The organism is Microbacterium azadirachtae, from assembly GCF_025583665.1.
Lineage (GTDB): Bacteria > Actinomycetota > Actinomycetes > Actinomycetales > Microbacteriaceae > Microbacterium > Microbacterium azadirachtae.
Map to the genome: position 1 here is coordinate 1,801,362 of NZ_CP099706.1, position 18,185 is coordinate 1,819,546.

Genomic DNA, 18,185 nt, shown 5'->3' on the forward strand with positions numbered 1-18,185 from the left:
GAACCTCTTTCTATTCACTTGAATGAACTGAGGAGGGGTCGCGGACATTCCCGCGACCCCTCCTGGCCGGAGCGAGCGTGCTCAGCCGACCTGGAACACGCTCCGCAGCGTGTCGAGACCGACGCCGCCCATGTCGAGAGCGCGCTTGTGGAACGCCTTGATGTCGAAGGCCGCCCCCTCGCGCGCCTTCACGGCGTCACGCACCTGCTCCCAGATGCGCTGCCCGACCTTGTAGGACGGTGCCTGTCCGGGCCAGCCGAGGTAGCGGTTCACCTCGAACTGACGGAACTCGTCCGACATGTTCACGTTGCGGCGCATCATGTCGAGCGCGTAGTCGTGATCCCAGACGCCGTCGCCGTCGAGACGCGGCTTTCCGAGGTGCACACCGATGTCGAGGACGACGCGCAGCGCGCGCATCCGCTGACCGTCGAGCATGCCGAGGCGGTCGGCCGGGTCGTCCAGGTAGCCGAGCTGCTCCATCAGGCGCTCGGCGTACAGCGCCCAGCCCTCCGCGTGCCCGGAGGTGCCGGCGAGCACCCTGCGCCAGGTGTTGAGCTCGGCGCGGTTGTACGTGGCCTGCGCGATCTGCAGGTGATGTCCCGGAACGCCCTCGTGGTACACGGTCGTGAGCTCGCGCCAGGTGTCGAACTCGGTCACGCCCTCGGGCACCGACCACCACATACGACCCGGACGGGAGAAGTCGTCCGTGGGGCCGGTGTAGTAGATGCCGCCCTCCTGCGTCGGAGCGATCATGCACTCGAGCTCGCGGATCTTCTCGGGGATGTCGAAGTGGGTCGCGCCGAGCTCGGCGATCGCGCGGTCGCTCGTCTCCTGCATCCAGCGCTGCAGCGCATCGGTGCCGACGAGCTTGCGCGAGGGGTCAGCCTCGAGGTGGGCGACCGCCTCCTCGACCGTGGCGCCGGGGAGGATCTCGTGGGCGATGGCCGTCTGCTCGGCGACCATGCGGGCGAGCTCCTCGCGTCCCCACTCGTAGGTCTCGTCGAGGTCGATCGTCGCCCCGAGGAACCGACGCGAGGCGAGTGCGTAGAGCTCTCGCCCGACCGCATCCTGCTCGCCCGCCGCGGGCGCGAGCTCTGCGCTGAGGAAGGTGCGCAGCTCGTCGTACGCGACGCGCGCCGCCGCGGACCGGTCGGCGAGCTCGCGAGCCAGGCTCGCCGGAAGCTGTCCCTCCTCCGTGGCGGCCTCTGCGACGAACGCGGCGAAGAAGCCGTCATCGGCGGTGTACCGGCCGATCTGCGTCGCCACCTCGACGACCTGGCGCCGTGCCGGGACGACGCCGCGCGCGATCCCTTCGCGCAGCGTGGCGGCGTATCCCTCCAGAGCGGCCGGGACTGCACCGAGACGCTCCGCGATCACGGCCCAGTCATCCGCGGTGGCCGTCGGCATGAGGTCGAACGCCTGGCGCACGTCCTGCGCAGCGGAGGCGATCACGTTCAGATCCCGCAGGTGCCATTGCGCGTCGTGCTGCTCGATCGAGAGCCGAAGCTCGGCAGAGAGGTCGGTCTTGGTGACGCGGTCGATCTCGTCGACGGGCTCCTGCGCGTCGAGCTCGGCGAGGACGCGGCGGGTCTCGGCGATCGCGTGCTCGTGTCCTGCCGGGCTGAAGTCGTCGAGACGGCCGTTCACCTCGTTGCGGCCGATGTAGGTGCCGAGGATCGGAGAGAGGTCGGTGAGGGTGTCGACCCAGCCTTCGGCGATCTGGTCGATGGCGGAGGGCGTGCGCGTCGTGGGCTGCTCTGCGGTCATCCTCTGAGCCTATCCACGGAACAGGATCCTCTCCATGGAACGACGCGTGCGCGGAGCGCGCGTCGTCCCACGGAGTCGGTGATCGCCTCAGCTCAGTGCGCGGCTTCGTTCCAGTCGGAGCCTCGGCCGACCTGCACGTCAAGAGGAACGGAAAGGTCCGCCGCACCGCCCATGCGCTCGCGCACGATGCGCTCGGTCGCGTCCCACTCCCCCGGAGCGACCTCCACTACGAGCTCATCGTGGATCTGCAGCAGCACGCGCGACGCGAGGCCCTGCTCGAGCAGGTCGGCATGGATCCGGAACAGCGCGATCTTCATGATGTCCGCCGCGCTGCCCTGGATCGGCGCGTTCAGAGCCGCACGCTCGGCGTTCTCACGGAGCACGCGGTTCGGGCTCACCAGGTCGGGGAACGGGCGACGGCGCCCGAAGATCGTCTCGGTGTAGCCGACCTCCTTCGCGGCGAGGACGGATGCGCGCAGGTAGTCGCGCACGGCGCCGAACCGCGCGAAGTACTCCATCATCAGCTGCTTGGCCTCGGACTGCTCGATCCTCAGCTGCTTGGACAGGCCGAACGCGCTGAGTCCGTAGACCAGGCCGTACGACATCGCCTTGACCTTCGTGCGCATCGCCGCGGTGACGTCCTGCGGATCCACCCCGAACACGCGCGCGCCGACGAAGCGGTGCAGGTCCTCCCCGGAGTTGAACGCCTCGATCAGCCCCTCGTCGCCGGACAGGTGCGCCATGATCCGCATCTCGATCTGGGAGTAGTCGGCCGTGAGCAGCGTCTCGTAGCCCTCGCCCACCTGGAACGCGCTCCGGATCCGCCGTGACTCCTCGGTGCGCACCGGGATGTTCTGCAGGTTCGGGTCGGTGCTGGACAACCGGCCTGTCTGGCTGCCGGTCTGCACGTAGGTCGTGTGGACGCGGTGGTCGGCGCGGATCGCGGTGTCGAGCGACTCGATGATCTGGCGGAGCTTGGTCGCCTCGCGGTGCTGCAGGAGCAGATCGAGGAACGGATGCGGATTGCTCTCCTGCAGGTCGGCCAGCACCGCCGCGTCGGTCGAGTATCCGGTCTTCGTCTTGCGGGTCTTCGGCAGCTCGAGCTGCTCGAACAGCACTTCCTGCAGCTGCTTCGGCGAGCCCAGGTTGACCTCGCGTCCGATGATCTCGAACGCCTCGTGCGCGATCCCGCCGGCCCGATCTCCGAGCTCCTGCGAGAAGCCGGAGAGGATCTCGTGCGACACCGCCACGCCCGCGAGCTCCATGTCGGCGAGCGTGAGGAGCGTCGGGAGCTCGATCTCGCGGAGCACCCGGTCCACGCTCTCCGGCACGTCGCCGCGCAGAGAGGCCGCGACCCGCGCCGTGAACCAGGCGAGCTGCGCGGGCGAGGCACCCTCGGTCTCGGGCACGAGCTGGCTCGGATCGGCTTCCGGGAGCTTCTCCCCGAGGTAGCGGTCGACGAGGTCGGCAAGCGTCTTGTCAGGGTAGCTCGGACGGAGCAGCCAGCCGGCCAGGTTCGTGTCGTACGCGAGTCCGCCCAGGCGCACTCCTGCGGTGCGCAGCGCCTTGACCTGCGGTTTCGCGTCGTGGAACACCTTCGGGGCATCCGATTCCAGCCAGTCGCCCAGGGCCGACTGCACCGCCGGGTCCCAGGAGAGCTCGACCAGATCGTCGCCGTGGGCGAGGCCGACGCGGCGCGGCAGACCGCCCGCGACCGTGACCTCCACGGCCACCTCAGCCGTGGCACCGGCCAGCCAGGCGGCGACGTCGTCCGCGGCGAGCTCGCGCGCGGCCGGGACATCGACGGCCGTGGACTCCTCCTCGGGGGCCTCCTCCCCGACCGCCTCGAACACGCGCGGAAGCAGCGTGCGGAACTCGAGCCGCGCGAAGATGTCGCGCACGGCCTGCGCGTCGATCGGCTTGGTCACCAGATCGGCGGGGCCGACCTCGAGCTCCACGTCCTGCAGGAGCCGGTTGAGCTTGCGGTTGCGCCGCACGTCGTCGAGGTGCTCGCGCAGGTTGCCGCCGACGACGCCCTTGATCTCATCCGCGCGATCGAGCAGCTCGTCGAGCGACCCGAACTGGGTGAGCCACTTCACCGCCGTCTTCTCGCCGACCTTCGGCACTCCGGGCAGGTTGTCGCTGGTCTCGCCGACGAGCGCCGCGATGTCGGGGTACTGGTCAGGACGCACGCCGTAGCGCTCCTGCACCGCGATCGGGTCGTACCGCTTGAGCTGCGACACGCCCTGGACGTTCGGGTACAGCAGCGTGACCTCGTCGTTCACGAGCTGGATCGTGTCGCGGTCACCCGAGACGACGAGCACGTCGTAGCCCTGCGCCGAGCCCTGGGCGGCGAGTGTCGCGAGGATGTCGTCGGCCTCGATGCCCTCCTTGGTGAGCACCGGGATCGACATCGCCGCGAGGCAGTCCTGCAGCAGCGGGATCTGGCCGCGGAACTCCGACGGCGTCTCCGAGCGCGTCGCCTTGTACTCGGGGTACTCGTCGGTGCGGAACGAGTGGCGGGAGGTGTCGAACGCGATCGCCATGTGGGTGGGCCGCTCGGCCTTGATGAGGTTCACCAGCATCGACAGGAAGCCGTAGATGGCGTTCGTGTGCTGGTTGTCCTTGGTGGTGAAGTTCTCCACCGGGAGGGCGAAGAACGCCCGGTATGCGAGCGAATGGCCGTCGACGACCATGAGGGTAGGCTTTGCGGAGTCCGTCACGACTTCAGCCTAACGACACCGGCGGACATCGAATCGAGGAGGATCCCGCGTGAGCGACCCGGCCGACACGAGCACCGCACCGGCCAGCCCCGGCATGGACTGGGCGGCCGAGCGCGGCATGGGCGCACTGGCCGAGAAGATGGGCCTCAGCTGGGTCGAGTTCTCCGTGGACCGGTGCGTCGCGACGATGCCGGTCGAGGGGAACACCCAGCCCGTGGGCCTCATGCACGGCGGCGCCTATGTGGTGCTGGGCGAGTCGCTCGGCTCGATGGCGGCCAACCTGCACGCCGGCCCCGGACGACTCGCGGTGGGCGTCGACATCAACGCCACGCACACCCGTTCGGCCACCAGCGGCCTCGTCACCGGGGTGTGCACGCCCGTGCACCTCGGCCGCAGCATCACCGTGCACGAGATCGCGATCAGCGACGATCAGGGACGCCGCTGCTCCACGATCCGGATCACGAACATGATCAAGGACCTGCCCGGCGCACGCTGATCGACGCGCTCAGGCGTCCGCGTCGACGGGATCCTCCAGGATCCGCTGGAACAGCAGGTGGTCCTGCCACTCCCCCGCGATGCGCAGATAGCGCGGCGCGAGGCCGATCCGGGTGAAGCCGAGCGCGTGCAGGACGTGCTGCGAGGCGGCGTTGTGCACCAGCGTCGCCGCCTGGATGCGGTGCAGGCCGAGGTCGTCCCTGGCCTGCGTGCAGACGCTCCGGACGGCTCGCCGCATGACTCCGCGACCGGCAACCTGCTGGTCGATCCAGTAGCCCAGGTGCGCGCTCCAGAAGGCTCCGCGCACGATGTCGCTGAGATTCACGCGACCGACGATGCGGCCCCGGGCGTCCGTGAGGACGAAGGCCGCGCTGCGGCCCTCCGTCACGCTGCGCAGACTCTCCTCGACGTGCGCCCCTTGCCGCTCCGCGGTGAAGAACGCGTCGGAGCGCAGCGGCTCCCAGGGAGCGAGGTGCTCGCGGTTTCGGGTGTACGCCGCCGCGAGCTCCGCGCCGTCTCCGGGCAGGAGCGGACGGAGACGGATCCCGCCCCCGAGATCCACGCCCTACTTCTTGGGAGCGAGCTGCTCGATGATCGCCTTGGCGACGTCCTGCATGGTGAGCCGGCGATCCATCGACGCCTTCTGGATCCAGCGGAACGCCTCGGGCTCGCTGAGGCCCATCTTCTCGTTGAGCAGGCCCTTCGCCCGATCCACGAGCTTGCGGGTCTCGAAGCGCTCGACCATGTCGGCGACCTCGGCCTCGAGCGTGATGATCTGCTCGTGGCGGGCCAGGGCGATCTCGATCGCGGGCAGCAGGTCGTTCGGCGTGAAGGGCTTCACGACGTAGGCGAGCGCGCCGGCCTCGCTCGCGCGCTCGACGAGCTCCTTCTGGCTGAAGGCCGTCAGGAGCACGACCGGGGCGATGTTGCCCTTGTGCAGCTTCTCCGCCGCGCTGATGCCGTCGAGCTGGGGCATCTTCACGTCCATGATGACGAGGTCCGGCCGCAGCTCGGTGGCCAGCTGCACCGCCGTCTCTCCGTCGCCGGCCTCGCCGACGACATCGAAGCCGTTGTCACGGAGGATCTCGACGATGTCGAGGCGGATCAGCGACTCGTCCTCGGCGACGACGACGCGTCGCGGAGCGGACGAGGCGGGCTGCTCAGGCTGCTGCTCTTCAGTCACGGATCCATCCTATCCGACCGGGGATTCGGATCATGCGAACGCTGGTGCCCGGGTGCGGAACGGCCGTCCGGCCGCCCCGCACCGCTCCTGGTGCCGGCGGTGGGACTCGAACCCACATGCCCTTTCGGACAAAGCATTTTGAGTGCTCCGCGTCTGCCATTCCGCCACGCCGGCCCGGATCGACTGTAGCGCACTCGCGGAGACGACGAACGCCGGCCCCCGTTGCGGGGACCGGCGTTCGCACGTGCGCTCAGTTCGTCGACTGGTAGGCCGGAGCGGCACCGTGCACGGTGTCGCCGACCCGGTGGATGCGCAGGTCGTTGGTGGAGCCGACGATGCCGGGAGGGGATCCGGAGATCACGACGACCTTGTCGCCGACCTCGGCGAGGCCAGAGCCCAGAAGGTGCTCGTCGACCTGGTGGAACATCATGTCCGTGTGCGGGACGAAGTTCACGAGGCTCGTGCGCACGCCCCAGGTGACCGCAAGGCGGCGACGGATGCCCGGGTCCGGGGTGTACGCCAGCATCGGGATGCGCGAGCGCAGCCGCGAGAGGCGTCGTGCCGAGTCGCCCGACTGCGTGAACACGCAGAGGAACTTGGCCTCGACGAACTCGGCGACCTCGAGCGCGGCGAGCGTGATCGCGCCGCCCTGCGTGCGCGGCTTCGTGGTGAGCGGCTGGATGCGCTCGAGTCCGTGGTCCTCGGTGGACTCGATGATGCGCGCCATGGTCTCCACGACGATCACGGGGTACTCCCCCACGCTCGTCTCGCCGGAGAGCATGACCGCATCGGCGCCGTCGAGCACGGCGTTGGCGACATCGGACGTCTCGGCGCGCGTGGGCACCGGGCTGGAGATCATCGACTCGAGCATCTGCGTCGCGACGATGACCGGCTTGGCCATGCGGCGGGCGAGCTCGACGGCCTGCTTCTGCACGATCGGCACGGCCTCCAGCGGGAGCTCCACGCCGAGGTCGCCGCGGGCGACCATGATCCCGTCGAACGCGTCGACGATCTCCTCGAGGTTGGCGACGGCCTGCGGCTTCTCGATCTTCGCGATGACCGGGACCTTCACGCCCTCTTCGGCCATGATCTCGTGCACGCGGGACACGTCGGCGGCGTCACGCACGAACGACAGGGCGATGAGGTCGGCGCCGGTGCGCAGACCCCAGCGCAGGTCGTCCTCGTCCTTCTCGCTCAGCGCAGGGACGCTGACGGCGACGCCCGGCAGGTTGATGCCCTTGTTGTTCGACACCGCCCCGGCCACGACGACCCGGGTGGTGACGACCGTGCCGTCGGTGTCGACGACCTCGACGCGGACCTTGCCGTCGTCGATGAGCAGGAAGTCGCCCGCCTTGACATCCTGCGGGAGACCCTTGAAGGTCGTGCCGCAGATGTCCTTGTTGCCGATGATGTCCTCGGTGGTGATCTTGAAGATGTCACCCACCGCGAGCTCGTAGGGGCCGGCCTCGAACTTGCCGAGACGGATCTTCGGGCCCTGCAGGTCGACGAGCACGGCGACCGCCCGGCCGGAGTCCTCCGCCGCACGCCGCACGTTCGCGTAGTTGTTCTCGTGCACGGAATAGTCACCGTGGCTCAGGTTCAGCCGGGCGACGTCGACGCCTGCATCGATGAGGGCCCGCACCGTCTCATACGTCGAGGTTGCTGGGCCAAGAGTGGCCACGATTTTGGCACGTCTCAATGCGTTCTCCGAAAGGTGTCAGGGGGATGGATGAAGGGCCACGCTGCCTGGGCCAGCCTACGCGGGCTGGACCCCGATCGCGACATCGGTCGGGCGCACCGGCGCCGGCAGCACGGTCTCCCCCATCAGATGACGGTCGACGGCGGCGGCCGCCGCGCGCCCCTCGGCGATGGCCCACACGATGAGCGACTGCCCGCGGCCCGCGTCGCCGGCCACGAACACGCCCGGGATGGTGGAGGCGTAGTCCTCGTCACGCCGGAAGGCGCCGCGGTCGGTGCGCTGAGGCGCCTCCTCGCCGAACGTGTCGTGCTCGGGGCCGGTGAAGCCCATCGCGATGAGCACCAGGTCGGCGGGGATCTCGCGCTCCGTACCGCTGCGCGGGACGCGGCGGCCGTCCACGAACTCCGTCTCGGCCACGCGGAGGGCGCGCACCTCGCCGGCCTCGTTGCCGAGGAACTCGACGGTGGACGCGAGGTACTCGCGCGCGCCGCCCTCCTCGTGCGCCGAGGAGACCTCGAACACGGTCGGCATCATCGGCCACGGCTGGTGGTCCGGCCGGTGCACGGACGGCTGACGGCCGATCGCGAGGTTCGTGACACTGAGCGCGCCCTGACGGTGCGCGGTGCCGATGCAGTCCGCGCCGGTGTCGCCGCCGCCGATCACGATCACGTGCTTGCCCTCGGCCGAGATCTGGTTCGGCACCGGATCGCCCGCGACGGCCTTGTTGGACTCCACGAGGTACTCCATCGCGAAGTGCACGCCGTCGAGGTCGCGCCCGGGGATCGCGAGCTCGCGGGGCAGCGTGGCCCCCGTCGCGATGACCACGGCGTCGTACCGCGCTCGAAGGTCGTCCCATGTGATGTCGACGCCGATGTTCACGCCGGCGCGGAAGCGGGTGCCCTCCTCCGACATCTGGCGCAGGCGCGCGTCGAGGTGCGACTTCTCCATCTTGAAGTCAGGGATGCCGTAGCGGAGCAGGCCGCCGATCCGGTCGTCGCGCTCGAACACGGCGACCGTGTGACCCGCACGGGTCAGCTGCTGTGCGGCAGCGAGCCCCGCGGGGCCGGATCCGACGACGGCGACGGTCTTGCCGGTCAGCCGCTCCGGCGGCTGCGCCTCGACCCAGCCCGACGCGAACGCCTGGTCGATGATCGAGACCTCGATCTGCTTGATCGTGACGGCGGGCTGGTTGATCCCGAGCACGCAGGCGCTCTCGCAGGGCGCCGGGCACAGCCGCCCGGTGAACTCCGGGAAGTTGTTCGTCGCGTGCAGCCGCTCGATGGCGGCGCGGCCCTCGCCGCGCCAGGTGAGGTCGTTCCACTCCGGGATCAGGTTGCCCAGCGGGCAGCCCTGATGACAGAACGGCACGCCGCAGTCCATGCACCGGCTGGCCTGGCGGCGGAGCACGGCCGAGTCACCCGGCTCGTACACCTCCTTCCAGTCCATGATGCGGACCGGAACGGGCCGGCGTGCGGGGAGCTCGCGCTCCGTGACGTTCAGGAAGCCCTTGGGATCAGCCACCGGTCACCTCCAGGATGCGGGTCCAGACGATGGAGCCGTCGGGGTCGATCCCCTCGGCCTCGGCCTCTGCCCTGGTGCGCAGCACGGCCGCGTAGTCCCTGGGCAGGATCTTCGTGAAGGAGGCCGCGAAGTCGTCGTCCTCCAGGATCTCCGCGGCGAGCGGGGATCCGGTGCGCTCCACGTGCTGCACGAGCAGCTCGCGGAGCTCCTGCGCGTCCACCTCGTCGAGCGGGAGCAGCTCCAGCTCGCCGGTGTTCAGCGAGAGAGGGTTCACGCGCTCGGTGTGCAGGTCGCGGACATATGCGATGCCGCCCGACATGCCGGCACCGAGGTTGCGGCCGGTGCTGCCGAGGATCACCGCGACGCCGCCGGTCATGTACTCGAGCGCGTGGTCGCCCACGCCCTCGGCGACCGCCGTCGCCCCCGAGTTGCGCACCAGGAACCGCTCCCCGACGACGCCGGAGATGTGGATGGTGCCGCTCGTCGCGCCGTAGCCGATCACGTTGCCCGCGATCACGTTGCGATGCGGCGCGAAGGTCGCGTCGTGGTGCGGGCGGATCGCGATCTCGCCGCCCGAGAGGCCCTTGCCGACGTAGTCGTTGGCGTCTCCCTCGAGCGAGATCGAGATCCCGCTCGGGAGGAAGGCGCCGAGCGACTGTCCCGCCGTGCCGTGCAGGGCGATGCGGATGGTGCCGGAAGGGAGACCTTCTCCGCCGTGCTGCACCGTCACCTCGTGGCCGAGCATGGTGCCCACGGCGCGCTCGGTGTTGCGGATCGGCAGCTCGAACGAGATCGGCGTGCCGTGCGCGATCGCCTCGCGCGCCTGCTCGAGCAGCGGTGCGTCGAAGTGCTTCTCGAGCTCGTGATCCTGGGTGCGTGCGCTGCGACGCGGCTCGTGGGCCGGGAACGCCGGGCCCTCCAGGACCGGCGCCAGGTCGAGGCCGTCGGCCTTCCAATGCCGGATCGCCGCGTCCGTGCGGAGCAGATCCGCCCGGCCGATGATCTCGTCGAGGCAGCGGAAGCCGAGCGCGGCGAGGTGCTCGCGCACCTCCTCGGCGATGAACTCCATGAAGTTCACGACGAACTCGGGCTTGCCCGTGAAGCGCTCGCGCAGGACGGGGTTCTGCGTCGCAACGCCCACCGGGCAGGTGTCGAGGTGGCAGACGCGCATCATGATGCAGCCGCTGACCACGAGGGGCGCGGTCGCGAACCCGAACTCCTCGGCGCCCAGGAGCGCGCCGATGATCACGTCGCGGCCGGTCTTGAGCTGGCCGTCCACCTGCACCACCACGCGATCGCGCATGCCGTTGAGCATGAGCGTCTGCTGGGTCTCGGCGAGGCCGAGCTCCCAGGGCGTGCCGGCGTGCTTGAGCGAGTTCAGCGGGCTCGCGCCCGTGCCGCCGTCGTGACCGGAGACCAGCACGACGTCGCTGAGGGCCTTGGCCACGCCCGCGGCGACCGCCCCGATCCCCGACTGGCTCACCAGCTTGGTGTGGATCCGCGCGTTCGGGTTGGCTCGCTTCAGATCGAAGATGAGCTGCTTGAGGTCCTCGATCGAGTAGATGTCGTGATGCGGCGGCGGCGAGATCAGGCCGACGCCGGGCGTCGCGTGCCGGGTGCGCGCGATCCACGGGTAGACCTTCTGCGGAGGCAGCTGACCGCCCTCGCCGGGCTTGGCGCCCTGGGCGAGCTTGATCTGGATGTCGTCGGCCTCGGTGAGGTACTGGCTCGTGACGCCGAACCGGCCGGACGCGACCTGCTTGATCGCGCTGCGGCGCTCCGGGTCGACCAGGCGCTCCGGATCCTCTCCGCCCTCGCCGGTGTTCGACTTCGCGCCGAGGCGGTTCATCGCGATGGCGAGCGTCTCGTGCGCCTCCTGGGAGATGGAGCCGTAGCTCATCGCGCCCGTGGAGAAGCGCTTGACGATCGACGAGACCGGCTCGACCTCGTCGATCGGCACCGGAGGACGCTCCCCCGTGCGCAGCTCGAACAGCCCGCGCAGGGTCTTCAGCTCCTTGGCCTGGTCGTCCACGAGCTTGGTGTACTCGCGGAAGACGTCGTAGCGCCGCGTGCGCGTCGAGTGCTGCAGGCGGAACACGGTGTCGGGGTTGAACAGGTGCGGCGAGCCGTCGCGGCGCCACTGGTACTCGCCGCCCGTCCAGAGACGCTCGTGCGCACGCGCCGCCGCGTCCTCCGGGTAGGCGAAGTCGTGCCGGGCCTGGTTCTCGGCGAACAGGTCCTCGATGCCGATGCCGCCGAGCTTGGTCTCGGTGCCGGTGAAGTACGCGTCGACGAGCTCCTGGCTGAGGCCCACGGCCTCGAACACCTGCGCGCCGGCGTAGGAGCCGACGGTAGAGATGCCCATCTTCGACATGATCTTGAGCACGCCCTTGCCGAGCGCGTAGATCAGGTTGCGGACCGCCTTCTCCGGAGTGATGCCGGTGATGTAGCCGGTGCGCACCAGGTGCTCCACCGTCTCCATCGCGAGGTAGGGGTTGACGGCGGAGGCGCCGTAGCCGATGAGTGTCGCGACGTGGTGCACCTCGCGGACATCGCCCGCCTCGACGACGAGACCGACCTTCATGCGGTCCTCACGGCGGATCAGGTGGTGATGCACCGCCGACAGCATGAGCAGCGACGGGATCGGAGCGAGGTCCTTGTTGGAGTCGCGGTCGCTGAGGATGATCAGCTCTGCGCCGTCCTCGATCGCCTCGTCGACCTCGGCGCACATCTCCTCGAGACGGCGGGCCAGCGAGTCGGGTCCGGCGTCGAAGTGGTACAGGCCCCGGATGGTCGCGCTGGAGCGCTCCGGACGCGCCTTGTCGATGTGGCGGATCTTGGCCAGCTCGTCGTTGTCGATGACCGGGAAGTCCAGCACGATCGTGCGGGCGTGGTCGGGACCCCAGTCGAGCAGGTTGCGCTCCGGGCCCAGGCCCAGCGACAGGTTGGTGACGACTTCCTCGCGGATCGCGTCCAGCGGCGGGTTGGTGACCTGCGCGAACTGCTGCACGAAGTAGTCGAAGAGCAGACGGGGGCGCTGGGAGAGCACGGCGATCGGCGCATCGCTGCCCATCGCGCCGAGCGGCTCGGCGCCGGTCTGCCCCATCGGGGTGAGGAGGATCCGGACCTCCTCCTCGGTGTAGCCGAAGGTGCGCTGGCGACGCGTGATCGATGCGACCGGGTGCACGATGTGCTCGCGCTCAGGAAGGTCCGCGAGGCGCACGCGGCCCTCGTCCAGCCACTCCTGCCACGGGTGCAGCTCGGCCAGGTCGCGCTTGACCTCCTCGTCCTCGACGATGCGGCGCTGCGCGGTGTCGACGACGAACATGGTTCCCGGCTGCAGGCGACCCCTGCGCTTGATGCGCTCGGGCTCGAACTCGAGGACGCCGGTCTCGCTGCCGATGACGACGAGGCCGTCGGTCGTCTCCGTCCAGCGGCCGGGGCGCAGCCCGTTGCGGTCGAGCGTGGCGCCGACGACCGTGCCGTCGGTGAAGATCAGGGCGGCGGGCCCGTCCCACGGCTCCATCTGGTTCGCGTGGTACTCGTAGAACGCGCGCAGCTTCGGATCCAGGTCCGTCTGACGCTCCCAGGCGGCGGGCACCATCATCATGACGGCGTGCGGGAGGCTGCGGCCGGTGAGGGTGAGCAGCTCGAGCACCTCGTCGAAGGACGCCGAGTCGCTCGCGCCGTCCGTGCAGATCGGAAGCAGCGGGCGGATGTCGCCGAGCAGCTCGGACTCGAGCTGCGACTGCCGGGCGCGCATCCAGTTGCGGTTGCCCCCGACCGTGTTGATCTCGCCGTTGTGCGCGAGCATGCGCAGCGGCTGCGCGAGCGGCCAGGACGGGAACGTGTTCGTCGAGTAGCGCGAGTGCACCACGGCCAGCTCGGAGGCGAAGCGCTCGTCCTGCAGGTCGGGGTAGAACGGCTCCAGCTGGAGCGTGGTGACCATGCCCTTGTAGCCGAGGGTGCGGGCGGAGAGCGAGACGAAGTACGCGTCGAGCTCGTGACCGGCGCGCTTGCGCAGGCGGTACGCGACGCGATCCAGCGCGATGCTGGTCAGGGCGTCCGCCGATGCGGTCGCGGGACGCGAGACGAAGAGCTGCTCGAACGCCGGGCGCGCCTCGTCGGCGAGCTTGCCGAGGTGCTGGTTCGCCGTGGGCACCTCGCGCCAGCCGAGGACGGTGAGGCCCTCTTCGGCCGCGATGCGCTCGATGCCGGCCTTCTGCTCGCGCCGGGAGCGGGAGTCGAGCGGCAGGAACGCGAGGCCCGCGGCGTACTCCCCCACCGGGGGCAGCTCGAACGTGACGACGGCGCGCAGGAACGCGTCCGGCATCTGGGTCAGGATCCCGGCTCCGTCACCCGTGCCCGCGTCGGATCCGATCGCCCCACGGTGCTCCAGGTTGCGCAGCGCCTCGAGGGCGAGCGCGATGATGTCATGACCCGGCTCTCCGCGGAGCGTCGCGACCATGGCCAGGCCGCAGGCGTCCTTCTCGAACGCGGGGTTGTACATCCCCTGCTTCGGGGGGTAAGCGCCGGAAGCGCCGTAGGGAGGCTGGAAGTACACCAGTCACCGTCCTCAGAATTCGGATGAACCCGGGGACGTCATCGGCCCGCTCGTTCAGTGCGTGTTTCCCGGCGGACGTGCGTCCGCCGCAGCGAGGCTCCTGTCGGCGCCGTTCTCAGGGGCGGGAAGCGGCGCTCGTGGCGTCCGCCTCCGCGCGATCGTCGTCGGTCTGAGGCTCGCTCAGGTCGACGAAATCATCGGGGTTTTGCGATTCTACCCCAGCGTCGCGGGGCGCCCGACCGGGCTGGTACGGCGAGGGCTCGAGGCCGGGGTGGCGACGGGTCTGCACGAAGAGGATCACGATGCCGAGCACGACGCCGAACAGCGCGGCCCAGACGTTGGTGCGCAGCCCGAAGTAGATCTCGCTCGGATCGATGCGGATCGACTCCCAGACCACGCGGCCGGCGCCGTACCAGATGAGGTAGACGGCGAACAGCTTGCCCCACTGCAGGCGCAGCTTGTGGCCGATCCAGAGCAGGAACAGGCAGCCGAGCGTGTTCCAGATCACCTCGTAGAGGAAGGTGGGGTGGAACAGGGTGCCCTCGGCGAGCCCCGGCGGGAAGGCGGAGTTGGTGGACTCGATCTCGAGACCCCAGGGCAGGTCCGTGGGAAGCCCGAACAGCTCGTGGTTGAACCAGTTGCCGAAGCGTCCGAAGGCCTGCGCCAGGATGAGGCCGGGCGCCAGCGCGTCCGCGAACGCCGAGAAGCGCACGCCGGTCCAGCGGCAGCCGAGCCAGGCGCCGATGGCGCCGCCGATGAGGGCGCCGAAGATGGCGATGCCGCCCTCCCAGATGGCCCACACGGACCCGGGCTCGAAGGGGTTCCAGGTGTTCTTGCCCGGGCCGAAGTAGAAGCCGGGGTGCGTGAGCACGTGGAAGATGCGCGCTCCGATGATCGCCAGAGGCACCGCGATGATGCAGATGTCGACGACGACCCAGCGCTCCGCACCGCGCTTCGTGAGGCGGTGGTTGGTCATCAGCGTCGCCACGATGATGCCGGCGATGATGCACAGGGCGTAGAAGTGGATCTGCAGCGTGAGGCCGAAGATGTTCAGCGTGAAGTAGCTGACCGGCGGGCTCGGGATGCTGGCGTGCACGCCGATCAGGGCGTTCTGGAGCGCGAAGGGCATGGTCACGAGTCTACGGCGTCAGAGCGCGATCACCGTGCGCGCGGCGTGCCCGTGGCGAGCTCGCGGGTGACCGCCGCCAACCGCTCCACTCCCCCGTCACGGAGGGCGCGGACGAGGGCGGTGCCCACGATCGCACCGTCGGCGTACTCCAGCACCCCGGCGATCTGGTCGGCCGTGGAGATGCCGATGCCGACGCACGCCCGAGTGGCGCCGTGCTCGCGCAGACGGCTCACGAGGGTGCGCGCGGCCTGGTCGAGCTCGGCGCGCTCCCCTGTGATGCCCATCGTCGAGACCGTGTACACGAAGCCGGTGGAGCGGGACGCGACCAGGTCGAGCCGTTCGTCCGTGGAGGTCGGCGCCGCGAGGAAGATCCGGTCGAGCCCGGTGCGCTCGCTCGCCGCGATCCACTCGGGCGCGGCCTCGGGCGTGATGTCGGGGGTGATGAGCCCGGCGCCGCCCGCGGCGAGCAGGTCGTCGGCGTAGCGGTCGACCCCGTACTGCAGCACGGGGTTCCAGTAGGTCATGACCACGACGGGAGCGTCCACCGCTGCCGTGATCGCCGCGACGGCCGTGAACAGGTCGCGCATCCGGAAGCCGCCGGCGAGAGCCGCCTGCGTCGCCTCCTGGATGATCGCGCCGTCCATCACCGGGTCGCTGTAGGGCGGGCCCAGCTCGATGATGTCGACGCCGTTGCGGGCCAGGGCGATCGCCGCATCGATGCTCGTCTGCAGATCCGGATACCCCACCGGCAGGTAGCCGATGAAGGCGCCGCGCCCGGCCTCGTGCGCGCGCTGGATCGCCTCTTCGACGCGGCTCATGCCGGGGCTCCGTTCTCGGCGGCCGCGGCGTTGTACAGTCCGAAGTAGCGCGCGGCCGTGTCCATGTCCTTGTCGCCGCGGCCGGAGAGGCACACGGCGAGGATCGCGTCCGGGCCGAGCTCCTTCCCGATGCGGATGGCGCCGGCGAGGGCGTGCGCCGACTCGATCGCCGGGATGATGCCCTCGGTGCGGCTCAGGAGTCGCAGCGCCTGCATCGCCTCGTCGTCGGTCGCCGGGATGTACTCGGCGCGACCGATCGCGGCGAGCCAGGAGTGCTCCGGACCCACGCCGGGGTAGTCGAGCCCGGCCGAGATCGAGTGCGACTCGATGGTCTGGCCGTCCTCGTCCTGCAGCACGTACGTGCGCGCCCCGTGCAGCACACCCGGGCGGCCGCGTTCGATCGAGGCCGCGTGCTTGGGCGTGTCGACGCCGTCGCCGGCCGCCTCCACGCCGTAGAGGCGCACGTCGGCGTCGTCGAGGAAGGCGTCGAACATGCCGATCGCGTTGGAACCGCCGCCCACGCACGCGAGCACGGCGTCCGGCAGGCGTCCGGCCTCGTCGAGCAGCTGACGCCGGGCCTCCTCGCCGATGATCTTCTGGAAGTCGCGCACCATCGCCGGGAACGGGTGCGGACCCGCTGCCGTGCCGAAGATGTAGTTCGTCGTCTCGACGGTCGCCACCCAGTCGCGGTAGGCGTCGTTGATCGCGTCCTTGAGGGTGCGCGACCCGGTGGTGACCGGCACGACCTCTGCGCCGAGCAGGCGCATCCGCGCGACGTTGAGCGCCTGGCGCTCGGTGTCGACCTCGCCCATGTAGATGGTGCAGTCCAGCCCGAACAGGGCGGCGGCCGTGGCCGTGGCGACGCCGTGCTGACCGGCGCCGGTCTCGGCGATCACACGGGTCTTGCCCAGCCGCTTGGTGAGCAGCGCCTGACCCAGCACGTTGTTGATCTTGTGCGAACCGGTGTGGTTGAGGTCCTCGCGCTTGAGGAAGATCCGTGCGCCGCCCGCGTGCTCGGCGAAGCGCGGCACCTCCGTGATGGGCGACGGACGCCCCGCGTAGGAGTGCAGCAGGGCGGCGAGCTCGGCCTGGAACGCCGGGTCCGCGATCGCCTCGTGGTAGGCGACGGTGAGCTCGTCGATCGCAGCGATGAGCGATTCGGGCATGAACCGCCCGCCGAAGTCGCCGAAGAACGGCCCCGGCTGTTCGCGCAGACTCTGGGTCATGATCCGGCCTCCAGGAAGGACTGCAGGGTGGCGACGGGGTCGCCGGTGACGAGGGCCTCGCCGATCAGCACCGCATCGGCGCCGGCGGCCCGATAGTGCACGACGTCGGCGGGCGTCAGCACGGCGGACTCGGCGATCTTGACGGACGTCGACGGGATCCGGTCGACGAGGCGGCCGAACAGGTCGCGGTCGAGCTCGAGCGTCTTCAGATCCCGTGCGTTCACGCCGATGAGGTGCGCGCCCAGATCGATGGCGACCTCGAGCTCCTCCGCCGAGTGCGTCTCGACGAGCGGCGTCATCCCGAGCTCGAGGATGAGGGCGTACAGGCGCTCGAGGTTCGCGCGCTCCAGCCCGGCGACGATCAGTAGAGCCAGGGAGGCTCCGGCGGCGCGCGCTTCGAACACCTGATACGGCGTGGCGATGAAGTCCTTGCGGAGCACCGGGATGTCCACGGCCGCCGTGACCGCTTCGAGGTCGGCGAGGCTGCCGCCGAAGCGGCGCTCCTCGGTGAGCACGCTGATCGCGGACGCACCGCCCTGCTGATACAGGGACGCCTGCAGGGCCGGATCCGGGATCTCGGCGAGAGCACCGCGGGACGGGCTCGCGCGCTTCACCTCGGCGATGATCTTCACCCGGTCTGCGGAGGCCAGCGCGGTGCGCACGTCCAGAGCGGGGGCGCGATCGAGGGCGGCGCGCTCCACGATCGCGAGCGGACGCTCCCGCTCGCGACGGGCGGCGTCCTCGACTGCGCCGGCCGTGAGGTCGGCGAGCACCATTAGTGCGCCTTCGGCTGGTACTTCGGGCCGTTCGCGCCGTAGCCGGCCTTGGAGAGCACCCAGCCCGCGATCGCGCCGATGAGGATCAGTGCGACGCCCACCCAGACCACGACCGGGATGTCGAGGAAGAAGGCGGTGGTGCCCACGCTGAAGCCGAGCAGCATGATCACCACGGCGGTCCAAGCCGCAGGCGAGTGTCCGTGGCCGGGATCTGCGATGGGGTTGCTCATGTTCTCCTCCGAGCGTCGGGTGTTCTGGTCAAAGTCTATCGGGATCGCGCTCGG

The 18,185-nt window shown here is 70.0% G+C and carries 13 protein-coding genes and 1 tRNA gene; 1 reads left to right on the forward strand and 13 read right to left on the reverse strand.

Annotated features, from left to right (window positions below; genetic code table 11):
- Positions 1-81: 81 nt before the first annotated feature.
- Positions 82-1,767 carry a DUF885 domain-containing protein gene (locus NFX31_RS08615; RefSeq protein ID WP_262957181.1) on the reverse strand — a complete coding sequence of 562 codons (1,686 nt, stop codon included), beginning with the start codon at positions 1,765-1,767 and terminating at the stop codon, positions 82-84.
- 92 nt (positions 1,768-1,859) lie between these two features.
- A complete protein-coding gene (gene polA / locus NFX31_RS08620) occupies positions 1,860-4,490 on the reverse strand; it encodes a DNA polymerase I (protein ID WP_262957182.1) in 2,631 nt (876 codons plus the stop codon).
- Positions 4,491-4,584: 94 nt separating this feature from the next.
- Between polA and NFX31_RS08625 the strand changes: the two genes are divergently transcribed.
- Positions 4,585-4,986, forward strand: coding sequence for a hotdog fold thioesterase (locus tag NFX31_RS08625; protein ID WP_045252156.1), 402 nt, complete (start codon positions 4,585-4,587; stop codon positions 4,984-4,986).
- Between the two features lie 9 nt (positions 4,987-4,995).
- Here the strand turns inward: NFX31_RS08625 and NFX31_RS08630 are convergent, their stop codons facing one another.
- The 11 genes from NFX31_RS08630 to NFX31_RS08680 all read right to left on the reverse strand — a co-directional run bounded on the left by NFX31_RS08630 (position 4,996) and on the right by NFX31_RS08680 (position 18,131).
- Positions 4,996-5,547 carry a GNAT family N-acetyltransferase gene (locus NFX31_RS08630; protein WP_262957183.1) on the reverse strand — a complete coding sequence of 184 codons (552 nt, stop codon included), beginning with the start codon at positions 5,545-5,547 and terminating at the stop codon, positions 4,996-4,998.
- 3 nt (positions 5,548-5,550) lie between these two features.
- Positions 5,551-6,168 carry an ANTAR domain-containing response regulator gene (locus NFX31_RS08635; RefSeq protein WP_045252013.1) on the reverse strand — a complete coding sequence of 206 codons (618 nt, stop codon included), beginning with the start codon at positions 6,166-6,168 and terminating at the stop codon, positions 5,551-5,553.
- A gap of 88 nt (positions 6,169-6,256) precedes the next feature.
- Positions 6,257-6,342: transfer RNA gene (locus NFX31_RS08640), tRNA-Leu, on the reverse strand.
- Positions 6,343-6,418: 76 nt separating this feature from the next.
- Positions 6,419-7,867 carry a pyruvate kinase gene (pyk, locus tag NFX31_RS08645; protein ID WP_045252012.1) on the reverse strand — a complete coding sequence of 483 codons (1,449 nt, stop codon included), beginning with the start codon at positions 7,865-7,867 and terminating at the stop codon, positions 6,419-6,421.
- Positions 7,868-7,924: 57 nt separating this feature from the next.
- Positions 7,925-9,388, reverse strand: a complete 1,464-nt coding sequence (locus tag NFX31_RS08650) for a glutamate synthase subunit beta (protein ID WP_262957184.1) — start codon at positions 9,386-9,388, stop codon at positions 7,925-7,927.
- Positions 9,381-13,898, reverse strand: a complete 4,518-nt coding sequence (gene gltB, locus NFX31_RS08655) for a glutamate synthase large subunit (RefSeq protein WP_262957185.1) — start codon at positions 13,896-13,898, stop codon at positions 9,381-9,383. Before gltB ends, NFX31_RS08650 begins: the two co-directional genes overlap by 8 nt.
- Before the next feature lie 169 nt (positions 13,899-14,067).
- Positions 14,068-15,081, reverse strand: coding sequence for a prolipoprotein diacylglyceryl transferase (lgt, locus tag NFX31_RS08660; protein WP_091476426.1), 1,014 nt, complete (start codon positions 15,079-15,081; stop codon positions 14,068-14,070).
- A gap of 29 nt (positions 15,082-15,110) precedes the next feature.
- Entirely contained in the window at positions 15,111-15,899 is a 789-nt protein-coding gene (gene trpA / locus NFX31_RS08665) for a tryptophan synthase subunit alpha (RefSeq protein WP_045252008.1), read from the reverse strand.
- Positions 15,896-17,125 carry a tryptophan synthase subunit beta gene (gene trpB, locus NFX31_RS08670; protein WP_262957186.1) on the reverse strand — a complete coding sequence of 410 codons (1,230 nt, stop codon included), beginning with the start codon at positions 17,123-17,125 and terminating at the stop codon, positions 15,896-15,898. The genes trpA and trpB overlap by 4 nt, the downstream gene beginning before the upstream one ends.
- Positions 17,122-17,898: an indole-3-glycerol phosphate synthase TrpC gene (gene trpC, locus NFX31_RS08675; protein WP_262957200.1), complete on the reverse strand. Its 777-nt coding sequence runs from the start codon at positions 17,896-17,898 to the stop codon at positions 17,122-17,124. Before trpC ends, trpB begins: the two co-directional genes overlap by 4 nt.
- Before the next feature lie 2 nt (positions 17,899-17,900).
- A complete protein-coding gene (locus NFX31_RS08680; protein WP_262957187.1) occupies positions 17,901-18,131 on the reverse strand; it encodes a DUF6704 family protein in 231 nt (76 codons plus the stop codon).
- Positions 18,132-18,185 lie beyond the last annotated feature (54 nt).

Coding starts and splice junctions, on each gene's coding strand:
- NFX31_RS08615 (WP_262957181.1), bottom strand. CDS start 1,767: ATGACCGCAGAGCAGCCCACGACGCGCACGCCCTCCGCCATCGACCAG.
- NFX31_RS08625 (WP_045252156.1), top strand. CDS start 4,585: ATGGACTGGGCGGCCGAGCGCGGCATGGGCGCACTGGCCGAGAAGATG.
- gltB (WP_262957185.1), bottom strand. CDS start 13,898: ATGTACAACCCCGCGTTCGAGAAGGACGCCTGCGGCCTGGCCATGGTC.
- lgt (WP_091476426.1), bottom strand. CDS start 15,081: ATGCCCTTCGCGCTCCAGAACGCCCTGATCGGCGTGCACGCCAGCATC.
- trpA (WP_045252008.1), bottom strand. CDS start 15,899: ATGAGCCGCGTCGAAGAGGCGATCCAGCGCGCGCACGAGGCCGGGCGC.
- trpB (WP_262957186.1), bottom strand. CDS start 17,125: ATGACCCAGAGTCTGCGCGAACAGCCGGGGCCGTTCTTCGGCGACTTC.
- NFX31_RS08680 (WP_262957187.1), bottom strand. CDS start 18,131: ATGAGCAACCCCATCGCAGATCCCGGCCACGGACACTCGCCTGCGGCT.